This window comes from Nocardia sp. CA-084685 (genome assembly GCF_050955785.1).
Taxonomy (GTDB): Bacteria; Actinomycetota; Actinomycetes; order Mycobacteriales; family Mycobacteriaceae; genus Nocardia.
In genome coordinates this window covers 7,750,626-7,774,204 of sequence record NZ_CP192094.1, presented here as the reverse complement: position 1 = coordinate 7,774,204, position 23,579 = coordinate 7,750,626, and the positions used below count along the sequence as shown (strand labels likewise).

24 protein-coding genes are annotated in these 23,579 nt (G+C 65.4%); 15 read left to right on the top strand and 9 right to left on the bottom strand.

The annotated features are described in order from the left end of the window. Positions 1–224: 224 nt before the first annotated feature. From manA to ACQP2U_RS34635, 6 genes are all read right to left on the bottom strand, one after another. A complete protein-coding gene (gene manA, locus ACQP2U_RS34660; RefSeq protein ID WP_433711352.1) occupies positions 225–1,445 on the bottom strand; it encodes a mannose-6-phosphate isomerase, class I in 1,221 nt (406 codons plus the stop codon). Next, a complete protein-coding gene (locus ACQP2U_RS34655; protein ID WP_433711351.1) occupies positions 1,445–2,668 on the bottom strand; it encodes a tobH protein in 1,224 nt (407 codons plus the stop codon). The genes manA and ACQP2U_RS34655 overlap by 1 nt, the downstream gene beginning before the upstream one ends. A gap of 241 nt (positions 2,669–2,909) precedes the next feature. Further along, positions 2,910–4,280: a phosphomannomutase/phosphoglucomutase gene (locus tag ACQP2U_RS34650; protein WP_433716674.1), complete on the bottom strand. Its 1,371-nt coding sequence runs from the start codon at positions 4,278–4,280 to the stop codon at positions 2,910–2,912. Between the two features lie 60 nt (positions 4,281–4,340). Next, positions 4,341–4,721 carry a DUF3499 domain-containing protein gene (locus ACQP2U_RS34645; RefSeq protein WP_083898166.1) on the bottom strand — a complete coding sequence of 127 codons (381 nt, stop codon included), beginning with the start codon at positions 4,719–4,721 and terminating at the stop codon, positions 4,341–4,343. Positions 4,722–4,827: 106 nt separating this feature from the next. After that, the gene (locus tag ACQP2U_RS34640) at positions 4,828–5,307 is read right to left on the bottom strand and encodes a metallopeptidase family protein (protein WP_169338101.1); all 480 of its coding nucleotides are present in this window, start codon (positions 5,305–5,307) and stop codon (positions 4,828–4,830) included. A gap of 151 nt (positions 5,308–5,458) precedes the next feature. After that, a complete protein-coding gene (locus ACQP2U_RS34635) occupies positions 5,459–5,692 on the bottom strand; it encodes a WhiB family transcriptional regulator (protein ID WP_029901515.1) in 234 nt (77 codons plus the stop codon). 543 nt (positions 5,693–6,235) lie between these two features. Between ACQP2U_RS34635 and cofD the strand changes: the two genes are divergently transcribed. From cofD to hpf, 15 genes are all read left to right on the top strand, one after another. Next, positions 6,236–7,234, top strand: coding sequence for a 2-phospho-L-lactate transferase (cofD, locus tag ACQP2U_RS34630; RefSeq protein WP_433711350.1), 999 nt, complete (start codon positions 6,236–6,238; stop codon positions 7,232–7,234). Then, the gene (locus ACQP2U_RS34625) at positions 7,231–8,595 is read left to right on the top strand and encodes a coenzyme F420-0:L-glutamate ligase (protein WP_433711349.1); all 1,365 of its coding nucleotides are present in this window, start codon (positions 7,231–7,233) and stop codon (positions 8,593–8,595) included. The genes cofD and ACQP2U_RS34625 overlap by 4 nt, the downstream gene beginning before the upstream one ends. A 156-nt stretch (positions 8,596–8,751) precedes the next feature. Next, positions 8,752–9,267: an NUDIX hydrolase gene (locus tag ACQP2U_RS34620; protein ID WP_433711348.1), complete on the top strand. Its 516-nt coding sequence runs from the start codon at positions 8,752–8,754 to the stop codon at positions 9,265–9,267. 208 nt (positions 9,268–9,475) lie between these two features. Beyond that, entirely contained in the window at positions 9,476–10,714 is a 1,239-nt protein-coding gene (locus ACQP2U_RS34615; RefSeq protein ID WP_433711347.1) for an alkane 1-monooxygenase, read from the top strand. Between the two features lie 2 nt (positions 10,715–10,716). Next, positions 10,717–10,890 carry a rubredoxin gene (locus ACQP2U_RS34610; protein ID WP_397036154.1) on the top strand — a complete coding sequence of 58 codons (174 nt, stop codon included), beginning with the start codon at positions 10,717–10,719 and terminating at the stop codon, positions 10,888–10,890. Beyond that, positions 10,887–11,069 (top strand): rubredoxin, encoded by a 183-nt coding sequence (locus ACQP2U_RS34605; protein ID WP_062984220.1) that lies wholly within the window; start codon positions 10,887–10,889, stop codon positions 11,067–11,069. The genes ACQP2U_RS34610 and ACQP2U_RS34605 overlap by 4 nt, the downstream gene beginning before the upstream one ends. 39 nt (positions 11,070–11,108) lie before the next feature. Continuing rightward, positions 11,109–11,729 (top strand): TetR/AcrR family transcriptional regulator, encoded by a 621-nt coding sequence (locus ACQP2U_RS34600; protein WP_433716673.1) that lies wholly within the window; start codon positions 11,109–11,111, stop codon positions 11,727–11,729. Positions 11,730–12,008: 279 nt separating this feature from the next. Then, on the top strand, positions 12,009–13,079 hold the full coding sequence (locus tag ACQP2U_RS34595; protein WP_433711346.1) for an alkane 1-monooxygenase: 1,071 nt from the start codon (positions 12,009–12,011) through the stop codon (positions 13,077–13,079). Between the two features lie 68 nt (positions 13,080–13,147). Continuing rightward, positions 13,148–14,632, top strand: a complete 1,485-nt coding sequence (gene ahcY / locus ACQP2U_RS34590) for an adenosylhomocysteinase (RefSeq protein ID WP_397036158.1) — start codon at positions 13,148–13,150, stop codon at positions 14,630–14,632. Between the two features lie 164 nt (positions 14,633–14,796). Then, complete coding sequence (locus ACQP2U_RS34585) at positions 14,797–15,438, top strand: dTMP kinase (RefSeq protein ID WP_433711345.1); 642 nt, start codon at positions 14,797–14,799, stop codon at positions 15,436–15,438. 78 nt (positions 15,439–15,516) lie between these two features. Next, positions 15,517–16,194, top strand: coding sequence for an MtrAB system response regulator MtrA (gene mtrA, locus ACQP2U_RS34580; RefSeq protein ID WP_062984230.1), 678 nt, complete (start codon positions 15,517–15,519; stop codon positions 16,192–16,194). Positions 16,195–16,265: 71 nt separating this feature from the next. After that, positions 16,266–18,137, top strand: coding sequence for an MtrAB system histidine kinase MtrB (gene mtrB, locus ACQP2U_RS34575; RefSeq protein ID WP_433716672.1), 1,872 nt, complete (start codon positions 16,266–16,268; stop codon positions 18,135–18,137). Between the two features lie 2 nt (positions 18,138–18,139). Next, positions 18,140–19,957, top strand: a complete 1,818-nt coding sequence (lpqB, locus tag ACQP2U_RS34570; protein WP_433711344.1) for an MtrAB system accessory lipoprotein LpqB — start codon at positions 18,140–18,142, stop codon at positions 19,955–19,957. Between the two features lie 72 nt (positions 19,958–20,029). Then, a complete protein-coding gene (locus ACQP2U_RS34565; RefSeq protein ID WP_433711343.1) occupies positions 20,030–20,674 on the top strand; it encodes a ComF family protein in 645 nt (214 codons plus the stop codon). 245 nt (positions 20,675–20,919) lie between these two features. Further along, positions 20,920–21,621 carry a ribosome hibernation-promoting factor, HPF/YfiA family gene (gene hpf, locus ACQP2U_RS34560; RefSeq protein WP_433716671.1) on the top strand — a complete coding sequence of 234 codons (702 nt, stop codon included), beginning with the start codon at positions 20,920–20,922 and terminating at the stop codon, positions 21,619–21,621. 159 nt (positions 21,622–21,780) lie between these two features. On the opposite strand, the gene ACQP2U_RS34555 is transcribed toward hpf, so the two are convergent. From ACQP2U_RS34555 to ACQP2U_RS34545, 3 genes are all read right to left on the bottom strand, one after another. Then, complete coding sequence (locus tag ACQP2U_RS34555) at positions 21,781–22,326, bottom strand: hypothetical protein (RefSeq protein ID WP_433711342.1); 546 nt, start codon at positions 22,324–22,326, stop codon at positions 21,781–21,783. Positions 22,327–22,405: 79 nt separating this feature from the next. After that, complete coding sequence (locus ACQP2U_RS34550; protein WP_433711341.1) at positions 22,406–22,828, bottom strand: hypothetical protein; 423 nt, start codon at positions 22,826–22,828, stop codon at positions 22,406–22,408. 10 nt (positions 22,829–22,838) lie between these two features. Further along, complete coding sequence (locus ACQP2U_RS34545) at positions 22,839–23,543, bottom strand: helix-turn-helix domain-containing protein (protein ID WP_433711340.1); 705 nt, start codon at positions 23,541–23,543, stop codon at positions 22,839–22,841. Between the last annotated feature and the right edge of the window lie 36 nt (positions 23,544–23,579).

The following is a 23,579-nucleotide window of genomic DNA, read 5'->3' as shown; positions in this document are numbered from 1 at the left end:
CTCCGGTGTGGCCAGGTTAGGAGGCCGTCGAACGAACAGCCTAGGGGAGCGGACAGGCAAATCGGGCGACAGGTCAGTTCGAGCCACCGACGCATGCGCTTCGGCCACTCGGACGCGAGACGGGCCGCGAACTCCTCGCTCGTAAGACTCGCTCCGTCGTGGTTCGGTTAGGAGGCCGTCGAACGAACAGCCTAGGGGAGCGGACAGGCAAATCGGGCGACAGGTCAGTTCGAGCCACCGACGCATGCGCAGAACAACTGGGCGTCAGCCTCCAGGGCCTGAGCGCGAATCTCGGTGTCAGCCGCGGATATCCACGCCGCCGCGCCGCGTTCCAGCACCAGCTCACTCCCCCCTTGCGACAGTCGCACCCGACCCTCCGTGCACAGCATGATCCCCGGCCCCGCGGATGTCAGCGGCACCTGCCCGGATTCGGCGGTCAGGTCGAACCGCCGAAGCGCGAATTCCGGTGCGGGTGTCGGATAACACAGTGATCCGTCTTCGGCCGGTTCCGGCAGCACCACCGGCAGATCGATCGGCTCGAAATCCAGTACTCGCAGCAATTCCGGCACATCGACATGCTTGGGGGTGAGACCGCCGCGCAGCACATTGTCCGAGTTGGCCATGATCTCGACACCGAGTCCGCGCAGATACGCGTGCAGATTGCCTGCCGCGAGAAACAGTCCCTGGCCGGGTTCCAGGGTCAACCTATTGAGCAGCAGCGCGGCCAGCACGCCGGCATCGCCCGGATATGCCTCGGCGAGTTCGAGTGTGGTGCGTGCCTCTGCGGTGAACTCACGAGTGCCCTTCTCCGAGAGGTAGCGCACGCACCCGTCGAGCACTTGGGGCAGCAGGGTACCGAGGACACTCTGCGGCAGCGTGATCCAGGTCGTGAACAGCGTCCGCAACCCGGCCGAATCGGGTTGGGCGGCAAGCAGATCAGCATACGAGCGCAGCCCGAGCACGTTCAGTGCGCGCAGCAGCTCGACCGTGCGCCGTGGATCCCGGAATCCGGCCAGCGCCTCGAACCGGTCCAGCGCCACAACCAATTCCGGCTTGTGGTTCTCGTCGCGGTAGTTGCGCATCGGCGAATCCAGCGGCACCCGTGCGAGGTTCTCCCGTTCGAATCCGACCCGGGCCTGCGCCGAACTCGGATGCGCCTGCAGTGATAGCGGTTCCTCGGCGGCGAGAATCTTCAACAGGAACGGCAGCCGCCCGCCGAATTCCGGTGCGGCGGGACCGAGTTCGCGCTCCGGATCGTCGGCGACCAATTCCAGCAGCGAGCGGGTGCTGTTCTCCAGGCGGACATGCGCCGGATCGGCGGGATGCGCGCCGAACCACAGTTCCGCCTCCGGATGCGCGGAAGGGACCGGTCGGCCGCACAACTTAGCGAGTGCGGTGCGTGAACCCCAGGCATAGGAACGCAGCGCACCAACGAGTTCGTGCACTAGTAGTGTCCCCCGTCGAGCTGTTCGGTGGACGGTGCCGCACCGCCACGCGAGCCGATCAAGCGTAGATAGGCGGCGGCCATTTCCAAGCGCAGCGCGAGCACCGCGAGTTGTTCGAGTTCGCTGGCGTGGGTGATAGTGCCGGGCATGGGTGCACCCGAATCACCCACCAGGGCGGGCATCGGCGCGACGGGATCGGTGAGCGAGGTGTGCAGCAGTGCGACATCCGCGCTCACCAGATCGGCGTCGACCAGACCCGATCCGTTGCCGCCGAAGACGGCGAGCCGGCGACGCACGGCGGCCTGATCCAGATCAGCGCTGAGCACGAACACCTGGACGCGTTCCACCGGCACGGGTCCGTCGAGTTCCTCATCGTGGAACAGCGGATCGAAGTTCGGCGCGGATTGGCCTGCGGCCTCGACCATTCGGGGATTGGCGGCAACGGCCTCGGCCAGATGCACCGCGGTGGCCACCTTGCCCGCCGCCTGCAACAGCACCTCGGCGCCGTGCTCGGCGAGCTCGCCGGCGGCAGGGGAATCCCCGGCCAGCACGATGGCGCGCTGCTGCATGCGGGCGGCCAGGGTCTTGGCCGGATTGTGGAAGACCTCATTGTGCGGGCCGTCGCGCAATGCCTCGGCATCGAGCACTGCGGCCAGCTCGGTCAGATCGGGTACGACCGCACCGGAGCGAGTCGGATCGACGATGCGCAGCACCGCGATACCGGCGGCGAGGAAGCGCAGCAGCCGATTGTGGTCCAGGACCGGAATCCGCGGCTCCAGCAGGGAGGTGCGCCCCGCCGCCGCGGCCCGCAGCGGGCCTTCGAGCGGCGCCGCGACCACGACCTCCGCACCCCGGCGCTGTGCCCGGTCGACCGCATCGATCAACCGGGGATCGCCCGCGTCGTCACCCGCGACGAGCACCACATCCAGCGGACCGACCCATGGCGGAAGGGCAGTGACCGGGACCACGGGCAGGCCCGCGCGGTCGCCGAGTGCGGCGACGATCAGACTCGCGGCGCGCGCGGCCCGGCCTGCGCCGGAGACCAACACCACACTGCGTGGTCGCAAATCCGCGAGGCGCGCGAGCGCGTCCTCGGTGACCGCGGCAGCGGTCGCACGTACCTGCGCGCCGCCGGATGCCGCGGAGCGCAGAGCGCCGCCGACATCGGCAGCCTCGAGCGAAGCGGCATCATCGAGGTCGAGCACCGGTGTTCCAGCGATCATCGGGCATCCCACCTCCCCTCATCGCGGTGTGTGCGGTCCCGCCCTGCTCCCACCCGGGCTGCCGATTCGGAGGGATCGGCATGGGCGCCCAGGTCGGGCGAATCCAACGTCTGTAATTCCACTATTCCAGTCAGGAGCAAACGATGCTCAGAATCTCGGTATCGGGCTGAGTCGTCTGCTGCCTCGGGCGTCGAATTCTGAGCCTGCACGTCCATTCCGGGCTGTGCTTCCACTATCCCAGTCAGGACCGGACGATGCTCAGGATCTCGGTCACCAGTGCGCTTACTTCCTCCGTCGAGCGGGCTTCGACGTTCAGCCGCAGCAACGGTTCGGTATTCGACGCGCGCAGATTGAACCAGGCGTCGTCGGCAAGCGCAACGGTTACCCCGTCCAACCGGTCCACCGACTTGGCTCGATCCCTGAACGCGTCCACTACAGCCATCGTCCGCTCCTTCGCGTCCGCCACTGTCGAGTTGATCTCTCCGGAGGCCGCATATGTTTCGTACGACGACATCAGCTCCGAGATCGGCCGGTCCTTCTCGCCGAGCGCCGCGAGCACATGCAGGGCCGCGAGCATGCCGGAATCGGCGCCCCAGAAATCGCGGAAGTAGTAGTGCGCGGAATGCTCGCCGCCGAACACCGCGCCGGTGGCCGCCATCTCCTGCTTGATGAACGAGTGCCCGACCCGGGTGCGCACCGGGGTGCCGCCGAGTTCGTGCACGAGTTCGGGCACCGCATGCGAGGTGATCAGATTGTGGATGATGACCGCACCCGGCTCCTTGGCCAACTCACGCTCGGCGACCAGTGCGGTGATGGCCGACGGCGAAATCGGATTGCCTTTCTCATCGACCACGAAGCAGCGGTCGGCGTCGCCGTCGAAGGCCAGGCCGATATCGGCGCCGGACTTGCGGACCAGATCCTGCAGATCGACCAGATTCTTCGGATCGAGCGGATTGGCCTCGTGGTTGGGGAACGAGCCGTCCAGCTCGAAGTAGAGCGGCACCAGGGTCAGCTGCGCCACGGTGCCCAGCACCTCGGGCACGGTGTGTCCGCCCATGCCGTTGCCCGCGTCCACGGCGATGGTGAGCGGGCGGATGTTGTCGAGATCGACCAGCCCGCGCAGGAACTTCGCGTAGTCGGCCAGCAGATCGATTTCTGTGGCGCTGCCCGGTGTTCCGTCGTAGCCGGGTACCCCGTTGATCACCTCGTCCTTGATCGTCGCCAGGCCGGTGTCCTGACCGACCGGAAGCGCCTTCGCGCGGCACAGTTTGATGCCGTTGTAGCGAGCCGGATTGTGGCTGGCGGTGAACATCGCGCCGGGACAGTCGAGGTGACCGGAGGCGAAGTACAGCTGATCGGTCGAGGCGAGTCCGATGTGCACCACGTCGAGGCCCTGGCCGAGCACGCCGTCGGCGAAGGCACCGGCGAGTTCCGGGGAGGATTCGCGCATATCGTGTCCGATGACCACGCGGGTCGCGCCCTCGGCGCGCATCAAGCGCGCGAACGCGGCCCCCACATCCTTGACGAATTCTCCGTCGATCTGTTCACCGACGACGCCGCGAACGTCATAAGCCTTGATCACCGCGTTCACGAATTCGGCAGAGCGGGCCACTGTCATGGTGACCACCCTAGTGGCTGGCGCCGACACCCCTGACACGGTCCCGTCCGACTGCTAACTCGGCGGGTCCGGGAGTACTCGAAGGTGGCCGCGCCGCCCGGTGCGCGTGGCGCGCGGTGCTGGCGGGGCGTAATCGGAATAGCCACGCTGGTCGTGCTCCGGGGGACGGCGGCGCAGGCCCGCCTCGCGGACCGCTTCGGCCAATGCCGTCAGATCATCGTCATCCGGTGTGCTGGAAGAGAATCCGCCTTCGTGGCGAACCATTTCCCAACCCTTTGGCGCGGTGATGCGGGAAGCATGTGTTTCACACAGATCCCAGGAATGCGGTTCGGCCACCGTCGCCAGTGGCCCGACCACCGCGGTGGAGTCGGAGTACACGTAGGTGAGCGTCGCAACAGCGGGATTCTTGCAACCTGGTCGGCAGCAACGACGCATGGGGATCACGCCGATGAGAGTAACGCGCTCGACGTTGCGATGTGCTCAGACACGCTAAGGATTCGGCGATTTCGGGCGAGTTCACCTGCCCTAGGCGGTGTGTTCGTCACGCGCCTTCGGGATCGATGATGTCCGGATCGACGCCGAGATAGGTCGCGATCTGTTGCACGAGGACTTCACGCAGTAGATCGACCAGATCGTCCGGATCGCCCGCGCGCAGTTCGAGTGGCTTGCGGAACAACACAACTCGGGCGCGGGTGGCCACGCCGTGCCGGTCCACTCCGGCCGGAATGAGCCGGGAAAGCGGCACCGGTCCATCGGCCACCACCTCATCCGGCCAGGTAACCGAATCCGGGTGCAGCGGACGGATTTTCGGCACATCGTCAACCGCGATATCGAGTTTGGTGAGTCGATCGTGCCACCGGGTGTCCAGCGGCGCGAACGCCTCCAGGACCAGTCGGTCGAACTGCTGGCCCCTGGTTCGCCATGCCGGCACCGTCGGTGGGAGCATCGGCCCGCGCACCCCGCGCCCACGACGGATCACCGATCGTGCGGTCGGTGGACGACGATTACGTGAACGGGCCATGACTAAAACTTAGGCTAATCCGCCTCCCCTGACCTTCGGCGCCCCATCGGGTCCGCGTGCGCCGCGTCGGCGGCCGAGGGTCGGGTGCGGTTCGACTTCTGGGCGTGCCCCCGGAGTTACCCGCGGTAACTCCGGGGCATGCCCCAAGTCTCTAGCCGATGCCGCGCTTCAGGCGGCGCCGCTCTCGTTCGGAGAGGCCGCCCCAGATACCGAAGCGTTCATCGTGTGCGAGTGCGTACTCCAGGCACTCGTCACGTACCTCGCAGCCCATGCAGATCCGTTTGGCCTCACGGGTCGAGCCGCCCTTCTCGGGGAAGAACGCCTCCGGATCGGTCTGTGCGCACAGGGCACGTTCCTGCCACTGCTCCTCGATCGATTCGAACATCTCGTCGAAGCCCGTCACGACCAAGCTGAGCCGGGGGGCTGTCACTCCGTCGGTCATCTCAGGCCCGATCCGGTCCGGTTCGATCCGACCGATCTCTGCGCAGACGCCACGTGCTGCGCCTGCTGTGGAATCGGTTTGCGATACGCCGCCCGGCATGCCCGAAGGGGTCATGCCCGAAGGGACCAGCTCATTGGCCATCGCTCCGCCTCCTCACTGTGTGTTAGCGCAGAATGATTCTTTCCGTCGGACCAACACGCACACCGACGGCCGTACCCCGCGACGTTGTCCCGCGGACATCCCCGAGCTTGCCACCCCGGTGCGAACACTTGTTCGAAAAGCTGTCCGCGCCTTGAACTCTCGCGCGAACCCGAAATGACATGACTGTGATTAGACACGCCGGACGTGTCGATGGTCAAGCCGCCGTCGCAATTCCGTTACTATCCGCTACCGCTTTCCGTAGCTGATCTTGAACATGGAATAGCAAATGAGCAGCAAATACACGGTGAACCGCGGCCGCTCCGACAGCGCATAGGCTGTGTCGATGTGACTCCACAACAAGCGGACACCGCACCCGCAAGTGGGCCCAAGATCGCCGTCCTGGTGGGCGGGGTCGGTGGCGCGCGCTTCCTTCAAGGCGTCCGGGAACTCCTGCCCGATGCGGACGTTTCCGCCATCGTCAATGTCGGTGACGACGTCTGGATGCACGGCCTCCGGATCTGCCCCGACCTCGATACCTGCATGTACACCCTCGGCGGTGGGATCGACACCGAACGCGGTTGGGGTCGGGTCGCGGAAACCTGGTACGCCAAGGAAGAACTCGCCAAATACCATGCCCAACCCGATTGGTTCGGTTTGGGGGATCGCGATATTGCCACGCACTTGGTTCGAACCGAAATGCTGCGTGCCGGGTACCCCCTCTCCGCGGTCACCGAGGCGTTGTGCAATCGGTGGCAGCCGGGCGTAAAACTCATCCCGGCTACCGACGATCGCTGCGAAACACATGTCGTTGTCAGTGACTCCGACAACCCTGGCGAACGCCGCGCGATCCATTTCCAAGAGTGGTGGGTTCGCTACCGCGCGGACATCCAGACGCACGGATTCGCCACAATTGGGGCCGATGAAGCCAAACCGGCGCCAAATGTGACGCAGATCATAGCCGAGGCGGACGCGGTGCTATTGGCCCCCTCCAACCCCGTGGTGAGCATCGGCGCCATCCTCGCCGTGCCCGGCATTCGCGGGGCACTGCGCACCACCGAGGCCAAGGTGATCGGCATCTCCGGCGTGATCGACGGGAAGCCATTGCGCGGTATGGCCGATGAATGCCTTTCGGTGATCGGCGTGGAAACCAGCGCCGAGGCGATCGGACGGCACTACGGCGCGCGCTCGGCCACCGGCATTCTGGACGGATGGCTGATCCATAGCACCGATACCGCGGATGTGCCCGGTGTCGAAGTGCGCAGTGTGCCGCTATTGATGACCGATCCGCCGACCACCGCCGAGATGGTGCGGGAGGCGATCGACTTGGCCGGGGTGAAACCATGACTACGCAAGCGCCATTGACCGGACCCGCCGATCACGCGGCGGGCGAATTGCGGATTCTGCCGATCACCGGTCTGCCCGAGTTTCGGCCCGGCGACGATCTCGCCGAACGCATCGCCGCCGCCGCCCCCTGGTTGGTCGACGGCGACATTCTCGTCGTCACGAGCAAGATCGTGGCCAAAGTCGAGGGCCGCATCGTCGAGGCGCCGCTGGATCCAGAGGAACGCGATACCGCGCGCCGCGCGCTGGTGGAGCAGGAGGCGGTGCGCGTGCTCGCGCGCAGGGGCCGCACGCTGATCACCGAGAACAAGCTCGGGATCGTGCAGGCCGCCTCCGGGGTGGACGGCTCCAATGTCGAGCAGGGTGAGCTCGTTTTGCTGCCATCGGATCCGGACGGGAGTGCGAAGGCGTTGCGCACCGCGGTGTCCGAGCGGCTCGGGGTGGATGTCGCGGTGCTCATCACCGACACCATGGGTCGTGCTTGGCGCAACGGTCAGACCGATACCGCCATCGGCGCCGCCGGATTGCGGGTATTGCACGACTATGCGGGCGCGGTCGACGGACAGGGCAATGAACTGCATGTCACCCAGGTGGCGGTGGCCGATGAATTGGCCGCGGCCGCGGATCTGGTGAAGGGCAAGCTCGGCGGCGTGCCGGTCGCGGTGGTACGCGGGCTACCCGTCATCGACGACGGGTCCTGCGCCGCGGATCTGCTGAGGGGCGGCACGGATGACCTTTTCTGGCTCGGTACCGCCGAAGCGATCGAACAGGGGCGTTCCGAGGCGCTGCTGCTGCGCCGCTCGATTCGTCAATTCGCCGAAACCCCAGTCGATCCCGAACGGATCCGCACCGCGGTCGCGAAGGCGCTGACCGCGCCCGCGCCGCATCACACCCGCCCGGTGCGGTTCGTCTGGGTTCGTAGGCCCGGCCTGCGCGCGCAACTGTTGGAGGCCATGGCCGAGAAGTGGCGAGCCGATCTCACCGCGGATGGTCTCGACCCGGAGCGGGTGCAACGCCGAATCGCCCGCGGCCGCATCCTGCACGACGCACCCGAGGTGATCATCCCGTTCTGCGTGCCCGACGGCGCACACGACTATCCGGATGAGCGGCGGCGCGGCAATGAACGCACCATGTTCACCGTCGCGGTGGGTGCGGCGGTACAGGGCCTGCTCGTCGCGTTGGCCACCGAGGGCATCGGCAGCTGCTGGATCGGGTCGACCATCTTCGCCCCGGACATCACCCGCGAAGTTCTCGGCCTCGCCGATGACTGGAACCCCTTGGGCGCCATCGCGATCGGCCACCCCCTGGAAGAACTCACCCCCCGCCCCGTCTTCGGGCCCGGCCCCGGCCTGGTCGAGCTGTGAGCGTGTGCGAGCGAGTGAACCGTGAACACGGTGCGTCGCCGGGTACGACGGAGCCGAGCGCTGGCGGGGCGCAGTCGCGAGTGAGTGTCAGCGAGTGAACCGTGAACACAGTGCGTCCGCGCGTGCGACGGAGCCGAGCGCTGACGGGGTGCAGTCGTGAGCGCCAGTTCGCTGCACCTCTCGGCAACGCGGTTGCTCGAGGCGTGGAAGCCGACGGGTATCGATGCCTCGCTGCGCGAGGCGATGCTCGCCTTCCTTGGATCCGCACCGCGCGGGTGTCTGCGCGAGCACGCACCCGGTCATATCACGGCCTCGGCCGTCGTCTTCTCCCATGACGAGCGTGAAGTGCTGCTGACGCTACATCCGCGGGTCGGCCGCTGGATCCAGCTCGGCGGGCACTGCGAGGAGGGTGACGAGACGGTGGCCGATGCGGCACTGCGCGAGGCGACCGAGGAGTCCGGGATGACGGGCCTGCGCATGGATACCGAACTCTATGGCGCGCAGGCCCATCCGATCACGTGTTCCCTCGGCATCCCGACCCGGCACCTGGACCTGCTGTTCCGCATCGTCGCGCCGCCCGGTGCGGTTCCGGTCCGCAGCCACGAATCCACCGACTTGCGCTGGTGGCCGATCGACGCACTGCCCGACAACGCCGACGTCTTGCTTCGCTGAATCTCAACAGCTCGATCGCCGCGTCATCCCGTATTCGATGGGATGACGCGGCGATCGTCGTATCAGGCTCGCCGCGTCCGATTTGCCGTTTCGGCCAGAGTTTACAAAAGCATAAATTTGTCTAGACAGAAGACAAGTTGATCTCTAATGTCCAAGTAAGTGGTACTGCGCATCACATGTGATGTGCCGCTTGGATGAGGAGACAACGATGTCCACGGGAACCCATGCACCAGGCCGCCAGGCGGCGGCGACCGATTGGCGCGACCGCAAGCGATACCTGTGGCTGTGGGGGTTGTTCGCGCCGACCGGGCTTTTCACCATCGGCCTTCCACTGGTCTGGGCATTCAACGAATTCGGCTGGCACCGGCTGGCTCAGGTCCCGTTCTGGCTGGGCCCGGTGCTGGTCTACGTGGTGATTCCGCTGGCCGATATCTTCTTCGGCCCGGACGGCGACAATCCGCCGGACGAGGTGATGGAGTACCTGGAGAACGACCGGTACTACCGCTATCTCACCTACCTCTACCTGCCGTTCCAGTACGCGACGCTGGTCATGGGGTGCTACTTGATCACGGCGGACAACCTGAGCTGGCTCGGCATCGACGGCGGGCTGCACATCATCGATAAGATCGGCCTGGCCATCACCATCGGCATGATCGGCGGCATCGGCATCAATACTGCGCACGAACTCGGCCACAAGAAGGTCGATGTGGAGCGCTGGCTCTCGCGCATCGCCCTGGCCCAGTCCTGCTACGGCCACTTCTACATCGAGCACAACCGCGGCCACCATGTGCGCGTCGCGACGCCCGAGGATCCCGCGAGTTCCCGGGTGGGCGAATCGTTCTGGGCGTTCTGGCCGCGCACGGTATGGGGCAGCTTCATCTCGTCGTGGCGGCTGGAGAAGACCCGGCTGGATCGGCTCGGCAAGAAGTCGTGGAGTCTACGCAATGAGGTGCTCAGTGCCTGGCTGATGTCGGTGGCGCTGTTCGCGGTCCTGGTCGCGGTATTCGGAATCGGGCTGCTGCCGTATCTGATCCTGCAGGCCATCGTCGGATTCAGTCTGCTGGAGGCGGTCAACTACCTCGAGCACTACGGTCTGGTTCGCCAGCGCACCGCATCCGGCCGATACGAGCGTCCCGCCCCGGTGCACAGCTGGAACAGCGACCACATCGTCACCAATATCTTCCTGTACCACCTGCAGCGGCACAGTGATCACCACGCCTACCCGACCCGGCGTTACCAGACGTTGCGCAGTTGGGACGGTGCGCCGAACCTGCCGAGCGGCTACGCCAGCATGATCCTGCTCGCCTACTTCCCTCCGCTGTGGCGGCGCGTAATGGACAAGCGGGTGCTCGCGCACTACGGCGGCGATATCACCCGCGCGAATATCCATCCGGCCAAGCGGGACAAGGTGATCGCGCGCTACGGTACGGCCTGGTCGGAGGCGTGATCATGAGCAGATTTCGTTGTCCGGTTTGCGATTACGTCTACGACGAGCTGAAAGGCGCACCGCACGAAGGGTTTCCGGCGGGCACGACGTGGGAAAAGATACCCGACGACTGGTGCTGTCCGGACTGCGGTGTGCGCGAGAAGATCGACTTCGAACCGATGGGGGTTCCCAAATGAGTGAATACAAGCTGTTCCAATGCATCCAGTGCGGCTTCGAATACGACGAGGCAAAGGGTTGGCCGGAAGACGGAATCGAGCCCGGCACCCGCTGGGATGACATCCCGGACGACTGGACCTGCCCGGACTGCGGCGCCGCCAAGGCCGACTTCTATATGGTCGAGATCGAACGGTCGTGAATTTTGACTGCGGCAACCACCCGTGACAACCTCGCGGGTATGCCGCGCAACGGACCCAGAGTTTCCTATCAGGAGGCGGCGCGGGAACTTCTGCGCACCTCCGTCCTGGATTCGATGCGCGAGCTGCTGACGGAGCGGGATTGGTCCAAGATCACCCTCGGTGATGTGGCCACCCGCGCCGGTGTCAGCAGACAGACCCTCTACAACGAATTCGGTTCGCGCGCCGGGCTCGCGCAGTCCTATGCGTTACGCCTGGCCGACGATCTGGTGGATCATGTCGGCTCCGCGATCGATGGCAATATCGGCGACGCGCGTGCCGCGTTCGAAGAGGGACTGCGCGACTTCTTCCAGGCGGCCGCCGCCGACCCGCTGGTCCAATCGCTGATCGCCGGTGAGGTGAAACTGGATCTGTTGCGGCTCATCACCCTCGAGGCCGAGCCGTTGGTCGAACACGCGACCGCACGGCTGTCCATCGCGTTCCAGCACAGCTGGGTACAGGCGACGGCTGCCGAATCCGATGTGCTGGCACAAGCTCTGGTGCGGATCGCGCTGAGTTACATCCCGACGCCGCCCGCGGAAGGTCGCAATGCGCCCGCCGAATTGAGTGCCGTTTTCAGCCCGTATGTCGAGGCGATCCTGGCCGCCCGCGAGCGGCACTGATTCCACCACTGGGAAATTGACTGTTTGCGGTGAGTATGCCCTGATCATGGCTACATATGAAGGCGCTAGAGAACCGACTGCTACGCATGTAACGGTTGACAACTTTCGACGCCGTGCTGCTGTGTAACGGACGTAAGGTCTGTATGTATTCTCATGCGTCGGAGTTCATGGAACTTATTTAGCGGGGCAAACGTGCAAACGGTTGGCAAACCGGCGGGGTCGCCCGACCCCAAACGCCATCTGTGGGTTCTCGGGCTTATCGCGCCTGCGATCGCGCTGTTGCCGTCGCAGCTGGTCCTGCATACCGGCACCCCGGTCTTCTGGTGGATCGGGCCGATCATCGTGTTGATCGTTATCCCGGTGCTGGACTGGGTGGTCGGCGTGGACGGCACCAATCCTCGCGACGAGGATTACGAGTTGCTGTCCAATGATCGGTACTACCGGTGGTGCACCTATCTTTTCCTGCCGGTTCAGTTGATCGGCCTGGTCATCGCCGCCGTCATGTGGGCGGGCGACGAGCTGGCCGTGGTCGATAAGCTCGGGCTGGCAATGACTCTCGGGTTCGTCAGCGGTATCGGCATCAACGCCGCGCATGAACTCGGGCATCGGGTCGAACATCTGGAGCGCTGGTTGGCCAAGATTTCGCTGGCGCAATCCGGATACGGACACTTCTTCGTCGAGCACAATCGCGGCCATCACGCACGCGTGGCGACACCGGAGGATCCGGCCAGCGCCAGGATGGGCGAATCACTCTGGGAGTTCTTGCCGCGCAGCATTTCCGGCGGATACCGCTCCGCCATCCGGCTCGAACGCGAGCGCCTTACCCGCAAGGGCAAAGGCTGGTTCACCTTGGACAACCATATTCTGCAGGCATGGGCGATGAGCGTGGTGCTGTTCGGCACACTGATCGCGATCTTCGGCTGGCGCGTACTGCCGTATCTGGCGCTGCAGGCGGTGATCGGCGTCATGCTGCTGGAGACGGTGAACTACATCGAGCATTATGGGCTGCTGCGGGCCCGCCGACCCAATGGCATGTATGTGCGCTGCTCGCCACGCGATAGCTGGAACAGCGACCATCTGGTCACCAACATCTTCCTGTTCCATCTACAGCGCCACAGCGATCATCACGCGAATCCGGGCCGTCGGTACCAGACCCTGCGCAGTTCGATGCAGGCGCCGCAACTGCCCGCCGGATACCTGTCCATGATCGCGTTCGCGGCCATTCCGCCGCTGTGGCGACACATCATGGATCACCGCGTACTGGCCCATTACGGCGGCGACATCACCCTCGCGAATATCCAGCCGCGTAAGCGCCGTCGGATCCTGATGTCCTACGGCGTGACCGCGTAGTCCGTCGGTGCGTTCAGCGGTTAGCCTTGACCCGGTACTGACGAATCAGGAGAGGCTGATAGAGGCAGATGACGACCTCAGAACTTCCCGCACGCACGTCCCTGACCGCCGATGTCCGCAACGGCATCGATTACAAGGTGGCGGACCTGTCGCTGGCCGAATTCGGCCGCAAGGAGATCCGCCTCGCCGAGCACGAGATGCCCGGCCTGATGGCCCTGCGCCGCGAATACGCGGAGGTGCTGCCGCTCAAGGGTGCGCGCATCTCCGGTTCGCTGCACATGACCATCCAGACCGCCGTGCTGATCGAGACGCTGACCGCGCTGGGCGCCGAGGTCCGCTGGGCCTCCTGCAACATCTTCTCCACCCAGGACCATGCCGCGGCCGCGGTCGTTGTCGGACCGCACGGCACCGTGGACGAGCCCAAGGGCACCCCGGTCTTCGCCTGGAAGGGCGAGACCCTGGAGGAGTACTGGTGGGCCGCCGAACAGATGCTGACCTGGCCGGGCGAGCCGGCCAATATGATCCTCGACGACGGCGGTGATGCCACCATGCTCGTGCTGCGCGGCGCGCAGTTCGAGAAGGCCGGCCTGGTGCCGCCGGAGGACGAGGACCACTCGACCGAATACAAGGTCTTCCTGAACCTGTTGCGCGAGCGCTTCGAGACCGATAAGACCAAGTGGGGCAAGATCGCCGCGTCGGTGCAGGGCGTCACGGAGGAGACCACCACCGGCGTGCTGCGGCTCTACCAGTTCGCGGCGGCGGGGGAGTTGGTGTTCCCGGCGATCAATGTCAACGACTCGGTCACCAAGTCCAAGTTCGACAACAAGTACGGCACCCGTCACTCGCTCATCGATGGAATCAACCGGGGCACCGACGTTTTGATCGGTGGCAAGAAGGTATTGATCTGCGGTTACGGTGACGTCGGCAAGGGCTGCGCGGAATCGCTTGCGGGACAGGGCGCCCGGGTCCAGGTCACCGAGATCGATCCGATCAATGCACTGCAGGCGCTGATGGACGGCTACGACGTCGTCACCGTGGAGCAGGCGATCGGTCAGGCCGATATCGTCATCACCTCGACCGGCAATAAGGACATCATCACCCTCGACCATATGAAGGCGATGAAGGATCAGGCCATCCTCGGCAATATCGGTCATTTCGACAACGAAATCGATATGGCGGCGCTGGAGCGTTCCGGCGCAACGAAATTGAATATCAAGCCGCAGGTCGACCTGTGGACGTTCAAGGAGTCCGGCAAGTCCATCATCGTGCTGTCGGAGGGCCGACTGCTGAACCTCGGCAATGCGACCGGACATCCGTCGTTCGTGATGTCGAACAGCTTCTCCAATCAGGTGATCGCGCAGATCGAACTGTGGACCAAGCCCGAGGAGTACGACAACGAGGTCTACCGTCTGCCCAAGCATCTGGACGAGAAGGTCGCGCGCATCCATGTCGAGGCGCTCGGCGGCACGCTGACCAAGCTCACCAAGGACCAGGCCGAGTACATCGGCGTCGACGTCGAGGGCCCGTACAAGCCCGACCACTACCGCTACTAGTAGGGTTACCCGTCGGCCCGAAGTGGGCCGACGGGCCCAGGTAACAACTGATTTCGGTCAGTCCATGGGTACACCAAGAACTCACTCGGATCCGGACCGCTGGCCCGCGACGTGACTGTCGAGGCACCGACGACCGGCAAAAGGCGCGGGGAGGCGGAGGAGTCGTGTTGATCGCGGTCGAGGGTCTCGACGGCGCAGGGAAGCGGACGCTGATCGACAGCGTTGTCGCGAATCTGCGCGGACGAGGTCTGCGCGCGCAAACACTTGCGTTTCCGCGCTATGACCAGTCCATCCACGCGGATCTCGCGGCCGAGGCATTGCGCGGCGCCCATGGCGATCTCGCCGATTCGGTACACGGCATGGCGCTGATGTTCGCGCTCGATCGGGCCGCGGCCCGCGATGACCTGTCGAAGTTGCTGGCCGACAACGACATCGTGATCCTGGACCGCTATGTGGCCTCCAATGCCGCGTATTCGGCTGCGCGCCTCCATCAGTCGGCCGACGGCGAAATCGTGCGCTGGGTGGGCGAATTGGAGTTCGGTCGGTTCGAGTTGCCGGTGCCGAACCTGCAACTGTTGCTGGACGTGCCGACCGAGGTCGCGGCCGAGCGTGCCCGCCTGCGTGGCGAACTCGACGACAGTCGTGCCCTCGATGCCTACGAGCGCGACGGCGGACTCCAGCGGCGCACCGGCGAGGTGTACCGTGAGCTGGCCGAACGAGACTGGTACGGGCCGTGGTCGAGATACCGATCCGGTGACGATCCGACGACGCTCGCTAGGCGTTTGGTCGAAATTGTTGCCGGATAAGGTTGGATGTGCGGCGGGATTGCACCAGTGTTGGCGTGGCGGCCCGTTCCGAGCGCGAGAGATGACAACATAGTACTTATGAAGCCGAAGATTCTGGTCGTCGACGACGATATGGCACTCGCTGAGATGCTGACGATCGTCTTGCGCGGGGAAGGGTTCGACCCGCATGTGGTCGGCGACGGCACGCAGGCGCTGGCGGCGGTTCGGGAGATTCGTCCCGATCTGGTACTGCTCGACCTGATGCTGCCGGGCATGAACGGTATCGACGTATGCCGGGTGCTGCGGGCCGACTCCGGAGTTCCGATCGTGATGCTCACGGCGAAGACCGATACGGTCGACGTCGTGCTCGGTCTGGAGTCCGGTGCCGACGATTACATCGTCAAACCCTTCAAGCCGAAGGAACTCGTCGCCCGCGTGCGTGCCCGCCTGCGGCGCACCGAGGAAGAACCTGCCGAGCTGCTTTCCATCGCCGATATCGTCATCGATGTGCCCGCGCACAAGGTGACCCGCGGCGGTGCGCAGATCTCGCTGACACCGCTGGAGTTCGATCTGCTCGTCGCCCTGGCCCGCAAACCGCGTCAGGTCTTCACCCGTGAAGTGCTGCTCGAGCAGGTCTGGGGCTACCGGCACGCAGCCGACACCCGACTGGTGAACGTGCACGTGCAGCGGTTGCGCGCGAAGGTCGAGAAGGATCCCGAGAATCCGGAGATCGTGCTGACCGTTCGCGGTGTGGGTTACAAGGCCGGACCCCCGTGATCGGAGGCGATGCGGATCGTTCGACCGCCTCGCCCGGTCTCGTGCAGCGTCTCGAACGATCCCTCGCACCGGTGGTCGCTTGGCTCAAAGAGGTCGGCAGCGCCCTCGGCCATGTTTGGCGGCGTTCGCTGCAGTTGCGCGTCATCGTGTCCACACTCACCCTGTCGCTGATCGTCATCACGATCCTCGGCGTGGTGCTGACCAGTCAGATCACCGATCGGTTGATCGACGCGAAGATCAACGGCGCGGTCGAGGAGATGGATCGGGCCCGCAATACGGTGGAGAGCCAGCTGGCCGGTGTGCACGACATCGGCACCCAGCAGCAGCGTCTGATCGATGCCCGCAATGCGCTGTCCAATCGCGGCAGTACGGGTCAATCCACCGGTGTCGCAGGCAGTTTCGATTCGGCGCTGAGCGTTGTCGGCGGTACTCCACAGCAGCCGATCTCGACCGGGCCGGTCCAGGAGGTGCCCGAGGAACTGCGCCGCTTCGTCGCGCGCAATCAGGTCAGCTACCAGTTCGCCACGGTCGCGGATCCGGATGGCTACCACGGCCGGGCACTGATCATCGGCAGCCCGAGCGCGGAGATTCCGACGCTACAGATCTACCTGATCTTCCCGCTGGCCAATGAGGAGCGCAGCCTGTCGCTGATGCGCGGCACCATGTTGATCGGCGGCGTCGTGCTGCTGGTGTTACTGGCCGCGATCACCGCATTGGTCACCCGACAGGTGGTGCTGCCGATTCGCTCGGCCGCGCGGATCGCGGGACGCTTCGCCGACGGCAGGCTCAAGGAACGCATGCTGGTGCGCGGCGAGGACGATATGGCGCGGCTGGCCCAGGCATTCAACGAGATGGCCGAAAGTCTGTCCAACCAGATCAACGAGTTGGCTGAGTTCGGAAATCTGCAGCGCCGCTTCACCTCCGATGTCAGCCACGAGCTGCGCACCCCACTGACAACCGTCCGCATGGCCGCGGATCTCATCCACGGCAGCAGCGACGATCTCGATCCGGCACTGGCCCGCAGCTCCGAATTGCTGGTCACCGAACTCGACCGCTTCGAAGGTCTGCTCAACGATCTGCTCGAGATCAGCCGCCACGACGCCGGTGTGGCCGAACTACAGATCGAATCGCTCGACGTGCGGATGTGTGCGCGGGCGGCGATCTCCACCGTGCGACATCTGGCCAAGGAATCCGGTGTCGAAGTGGTCATCGATATGCCCGATGACCCGCTGGTCGCCGAGGTCGATCCGCGCCGGGTGGAGCGGGTGCTGCGCAATTTGCTGGCCAATGCGATCGACCACAGCGAGGGCAAGCCCGTACTGATCCGGATGCGCGGCGATGCCGAGGCCAATGCGGTCGCGGTCATTGTGCGCGATCAGGGTGTCGGCCTGCGGCCCGGCGAGGAGAAATTGGTTTTCAACCGGTTCTGGCGCTCGGATCCGTCGCGGATGCGGCGCTCCGGCGGCACCGGACTCGGTCTGTCGATCAGCGTCGAGGACGCCAATCTGCACGAGGGCAAACTCGAGGCGTGGGGCGAGATCGGTATCGGCGCCAGCTTCCGACTCACCCTGCCGCTGGTGCGCGGCAAGAAGATGGGTGCTAGCCCGCTGCCGCTGGAACCGGGGCTGCGCAAGGCATTGCCGGCGCCGCGGGTCGATCCGGACCCGGCTGGGGATCCGGGCACCGACGAGACGACCGAAGCGACGGTCACGGACCTGTCGATGATCCGCGTCGAGACCAACGGTGGCGAATCGGCCCCGAGTGAAACCGATGCGGTCGCGCCGGATTCGACGGACACCGACTCGGCGGATGTGAACGGGGGCGGGCCGATCGAATCCGTACCGACCAATGGCACGGGACCGGAGCCCGAGCCAACCGAATCCACCGAACCGAAGCAGACCGGGCACAGCGTGCCGGGTGACGGCGGGGACGTACAGTCATGAGGATGCGTAGCTGGTATCCGATGCGCAAAACGCTGCGGCTGTCCGCGCTGGGTGCGGCCGCCGTGGCCGCACTGCTGGTACTCTCCGGATGCGCGAGCCTGCCGGAATCCTCCGCACCGCAGGCGCTCGGCACCATCAACCGCCAGCCCACCTCCGAAGGCCCGCCGGCGCCCATCGGCGGTCGCGATCCGGACCTGCTGTTGCGCGATTTCCTGCAGGCCACGGCGGATCCGACCAACCGGCATGTGGCCGCACGTCAGTACATGACGCCGTACGCGTCGTCGCGGTGGGACGATGCGGCGGGCACCCTGATCGTGGACAAGGCCGATACCCTGCGCGAATCCCGCTCGGGGGATAAGGCGACCTATGTGATCCGGGCGCACAAGGTCGGCGAACTGGCCGCCGACGGCGCCTATCGAGCCATCGACGCGCCGCTGGAAAACAAGATCGAAATGACCAAGATCGACGGCGAATGGCGCATCGACGAGCTACCCGACGGCGTGGTGATGGAGCAGACCGCCTTCGCCAAGTCCTATCGCCGCTACGTCCTGTACTTCGTCGACCCGACCGGTACCACCGTTGTCCCGGATCTGCGTTGGATCTCGGTGGCCAAGAACCAGCTCGCCCAGCGTCTGCTCGGGCTGCTGGGCGAGGGCACCCAGCCCGCGCTCGCCCCGGTCGTGCGCAATGAGCTCGCACCACCGGTGACGCTGCGCGGTCCGATAACCAAACCGAACAACGACGACAACGACGTCGGCGTCGGGCTCGGCGGGGTGCGGATCGATTTCGCCGGTGTTTCCGGATTGTCCCCGCGTGACAAGGAGCTGCTGGCCGGACAGGTGGTGCTCACGCTCGCGGGCGCGGATATCCTCGGCCCGTACATGCTGCTCGCCGATGGCAAACCGTTCGACGACCGCTTCGCCGCCAACGGCTGGTCGGTCGCCGATGTCGAACAGCTGAGTCCAGCTGTCTACGCGCGCAACCAGATCGGACTGCACGCGCTGCGCAACGGCTCGCTGGTGCAGGTCACCGACAGCGGAATGATCACCCCGCCCGGCTACTTCGGCGCGGTGAACAATCTGCAGTCGGTCGCGCTCTCCCCGGACGGTCAATTGGTCGCCGCGGTCGCCGACGCCGGACGGCCGCCACCGGAGCCGCCACGCACACTGATGATCGGCAGCTACGGCGGCAACGCCTTCCCGGTCGCCGCGGGTTCCACCATCAGCCGACCGTCCTGGAATGCCGACGGCACCGCCGCCTGGGCCGTCATCGATGGCGAACGAGTCATCCGCGCGGTCAACGATCGCGCAACCGGAAACGTCTCGGTGCAGGATGTGGACATCTCGGCACTGATGGCCTCGGTACAGGGATCGACGCTGCGGCTTCCGATTACCGAGTTGCGGGTCTCGCGCACCGGCGTGCGTGCGGCGCTCATCGCCGACGGCAAGGTCTATGTCGCGGTGGTCGAACGACGCCCGGATGGCAAGTACGCACTCACCTCGCCACTGCCGCTCGCGCTCAGCCTCAGCACCCGCGCGGTTTCGTTGAGCTGGCTGGCCGCGGACACCATCGTCATTGCCAGGGAGGGCAATGTCGATCCGCTCTCGACCGTCTCCATCGACGGATCGCAGTTCGCACCGCAGACCAGCCAGAATCTGACCGCGCCGGTCCGGGTGGTCAGTGCCTCGCCGGAGACCGAGTACGTCGGCGACTCGCGTGCTGTGCTCCAACTGCAGTACAGCGAGCAGACCTCCGACCGGTTCTGGCGCGAGGTGCCCGGTCTCAACGGCGACAACTCGGTCCCGGTGCTTCCCGGCTGATCGTGGCACCGAAACGGATACCGCGACACCGGCATTCGCGTATCTGTCGGTGGGAGGGCGCAGACTCGGGCGATGCGAACCCTGTTGGATCTGATCCTGGCCACGGCCTGTGCCGGATGCGGTGCGGTCGGGGTTGGCTGGTGTGCGGACTGTGCCGCGACCTTGATGCGGCCGCCGATGCGGGTACGGCCGCGCACCGATCCAGGTGTGCCGTGCTGGGCGCTCGGGAGGTATGCGGGTCCGGCGCGGCGGGCGTTGCTCGCGGGCAAGGAGCACGGACGTCGCGATCTGGCCGAGCCGTTGGGGCTGGCACTTGCCGACGGTCTGGCGCGGTTGCGCGATGACCAGCGGCCGCTGATATTGATCCCGGCGCCGAGTCGACGGGTGGCCGCACGTCGCCGCGGCGGGGATCCGGTGGCGCGCGCGGCGCGGGCGGCGGCGCGGTGGCTGCCCGATAGCCGGGTGATACCGATGTTGCGTGTGTGGTGGGGTGTGCGCGATTCGGTGGGCTTGACAGTCGGTGAGCGGCAACACAATCTGCGCGGTCGGATAGTGGCTCGACCCGGTTCGGGAACCGGGTCGGAAATCGCGGCGAATGCCGAGGTTGTACTGGTCGATGATGTGCTCACGACAGGTGCCACGGCCCGCGAATCGGTACGCGCGCTCGACCGGATCGGGGTGCCGGTACGCGCCGTGCTGGTGACGTGTTCGGCTTGACTCCGGGAAATTTGCGTGAACAGTGGCGGACCGCCCGTTGACGTACTAGCGTCGCGATCACACACCCGAACCGGGAGTTTGGAGGTGGCGCCTCGGACATCAAGTGCCGAGAGATTGTCAATCGGCACGGCTCATCCCGCCGCACGCACGCTGGTCTGTGCGGCCATATCCGGGAGGTACGCGTGACGACTTCTTCACGACCTTCAGTGAAAGACGCCCTCGCTGTGAAAGAAACACAGGCCTCGGTGCTGGATGACAGCACCCTGGATGCGACAGAGCAACCCACAGCGGACCGACCTCGCGCGCCCCGCGGCGATGTCGTGGTGAAGGGCCGCAATGTGGAGGTTCCTGACCATTTCCGAATTTACGTCGCGGAGAAACTCTCCCGTGTCGAACGCTTCGATCCGTCGATATTCATCTTCGATGTGGAGTTGTTCCACGAACGCAACCGTCGTCAGCGTAAGGCTTGCCAACGCGTCGAGATCACCGCACGCGGCAAGGGCCCGGTCGTCCGGGCGGAGGCATGTGCCGACAGCTTCTACGCTGCCCTGGAATCGGTGACCGCGAAGCTGGAGAGCCGACTGCGTCGAACCAAGGATCGCCGCCGCGTCCACTACGGGGACAAGACCCCGGTCTCGGTGGCCGAGGCGACCGCCGATCTGATCGATGAATCACTGTTCGCCCAGGCTGAGGGCGCCACCGCGCACGAGCATCCCGAGGCCGAACGGAGTCGGCCCGAAACGGAGGCTCCGGATTACGCGGCCGGCCCCGGCCATATCGTCCGAACCAAGGTCCATTCCGCGACACCGATGTCGGTCGACGACGCCCTCTACCAGATGGAGCTCGTGGGGCACGACTTCTTCCTCTTCCAAGACAAAGAGACCGACCGGCCGTCGGTCGTCTACCGTCGCCATGCATTCGACTACGGCCTGATTCGGCTCGCGTAGTCAGTCGCCACCGTTGTTCTCCGGGTATTCAGCGCGCGAGTTGGATGCCCGGAGAGTCGCATTATCTGCCTGCTCGGCGTAACAACAGATTTCCCCAGCGCATGGGTAACTCATCGGGTACGTCCATCCCTTGGCCGGGCTTCGCCCGGTCCGCGGCAGTCAATCTCCGGCATGAGGTCCGGGGAAGCGGGGGAGCCGTTCACGAAAAAAGGTTCTGTGCAGCAAGGAATCTCGGCGCTGCGGGCGCATGGCCTGAAGCATGACCAGGTCGGCGAAGGTTTCGGCATCGCGCTCGCGGGCGGTTGTGTAATCGCTGCGCCCGAGCACGTAGGCGATGGACTCCGCGGAGATCGAGGGGAGCAGTTCCGCGAGGGCCGATATCGGCTGTGGCGCGGGGGTTTCGGTCGCCGATCCCGGTCCGTGGCCGAGCAGCATATGACCCAACTCGTGGACGATGATGTGCTCGGCATGCCATTCGGTGGTGTCGGCGCCGTAGACGACGATGTCGCTGTCGCGCTTGGCAATCCACAGACCGCTGCCGGTACCGCAGCCGGCGCCCGTGAGCAGCGCGGTATCGACGGGTTGCAAGGTGATGGGGCGACCGCGATGGTCGGCGACGGCATCGAGGTATGCGGTCAGATTCCAGGGGGACGGTATTGGTACGTCCCGGGCTACTTCCCGGAACCGGCTTTCCATACCGGGCATTCGTCGGCAATCTCCTACAGCGCTGCGGTCCCGCCCTATGCAACCGACGATGCTACCGAGTGTTCGGAAACTGCCCAGCCTACGGTCGCTCGACCGGTTGATCCGTGCGGTGGATGAGTGCGGTCAGCGTGGCGAGATCAATATCGGATCCGCGCAGCGCGATGCTTGCGACATTGGCATCGCGCATGGTGGCCAGCAATTCGAGTTCCCGATCGATCGCGGCCGCCGCCGAGCCCGTGGTGGTCAGGTAGTCGGCGCGCACGCCGAAGCACTGTGCGATGGCGGTGAGCAGTTCGGATCCCACCGGCGCGGAATCGAATTCGCCGCGCCGCAGCCGGTCGAGCTGCTCCTGCGGGACGGTGCGGCCCAATTGCGCGCCGATCTGTTCGGCCACCGCGGCCGTCGTACGCTCGGGCTCCGACCGCGGGTGCACGGTCGCGAATAGTCGATTCACCTTGTGGCTGAGCGTCAGTGGCGCTCGGTTCGTCGCATCGTCAGTCATCTGTATGCCTCTACTGCTTGCCGTTTCGAATCGATGCCGCACCGGGATTGGCCGCCAGCCAGCGTGCGCGGAAGCGGCCCTCGGTGCTTGCGTCCAGATCCTCCGCACGTCCGGCCAGCCAGCGGCGATAGCGGCGTTCCTCCAGATCGGTGGGATCGCTGGACTCGGCGGGCACATCGAGCAGATGCGAGAATGCCATCGCGACCAACGGGTGCAGGGATTTTCCGGGTCCGCCGTTGCGTTCCAGCATCGCGGTGGCATAGCGCGCGGACAGTCGGGAAACAACCCCGTTGAGTTCCGAAATGGCCGATATCACATGGGGTTCGGTGGTCCGGCCGCGCTCCACCGCGTCGTTGAGCCGCCCGGCGGCGGCGAGCAGTCCGGTCAGATCGGAGAGTTCGAAGCGGATCGAGTCTGGTCCGGAGACGATCGACTCGCCAGTGCTCGAGGCGTGTGAGGCGAGCTCGTGCGCGGTCGGATCGCCGCCCGCATAGGTGCGTGCCGCACTGCCGGGAAGCCAGCGCAGCGGCGCGTCGAGTTTGTTCAGGGTGTGCGTGCTGATGCTCGCATCGCCGTCTTCGATTTTGCGGATCGTCGGCGCGGAGGGCCCTCCCAGATCGCCGATCTGCATCTGGGTGAGGCCGAGCTCGTCCCGGCGTTCCTTGATGATTCGGCCGAAGCGCTTATGTCGCGACAGCTCCGAAGGGCTTTGCATAGTGACCATCATGGTAAGCGTCTTTTGGGAGAAAAG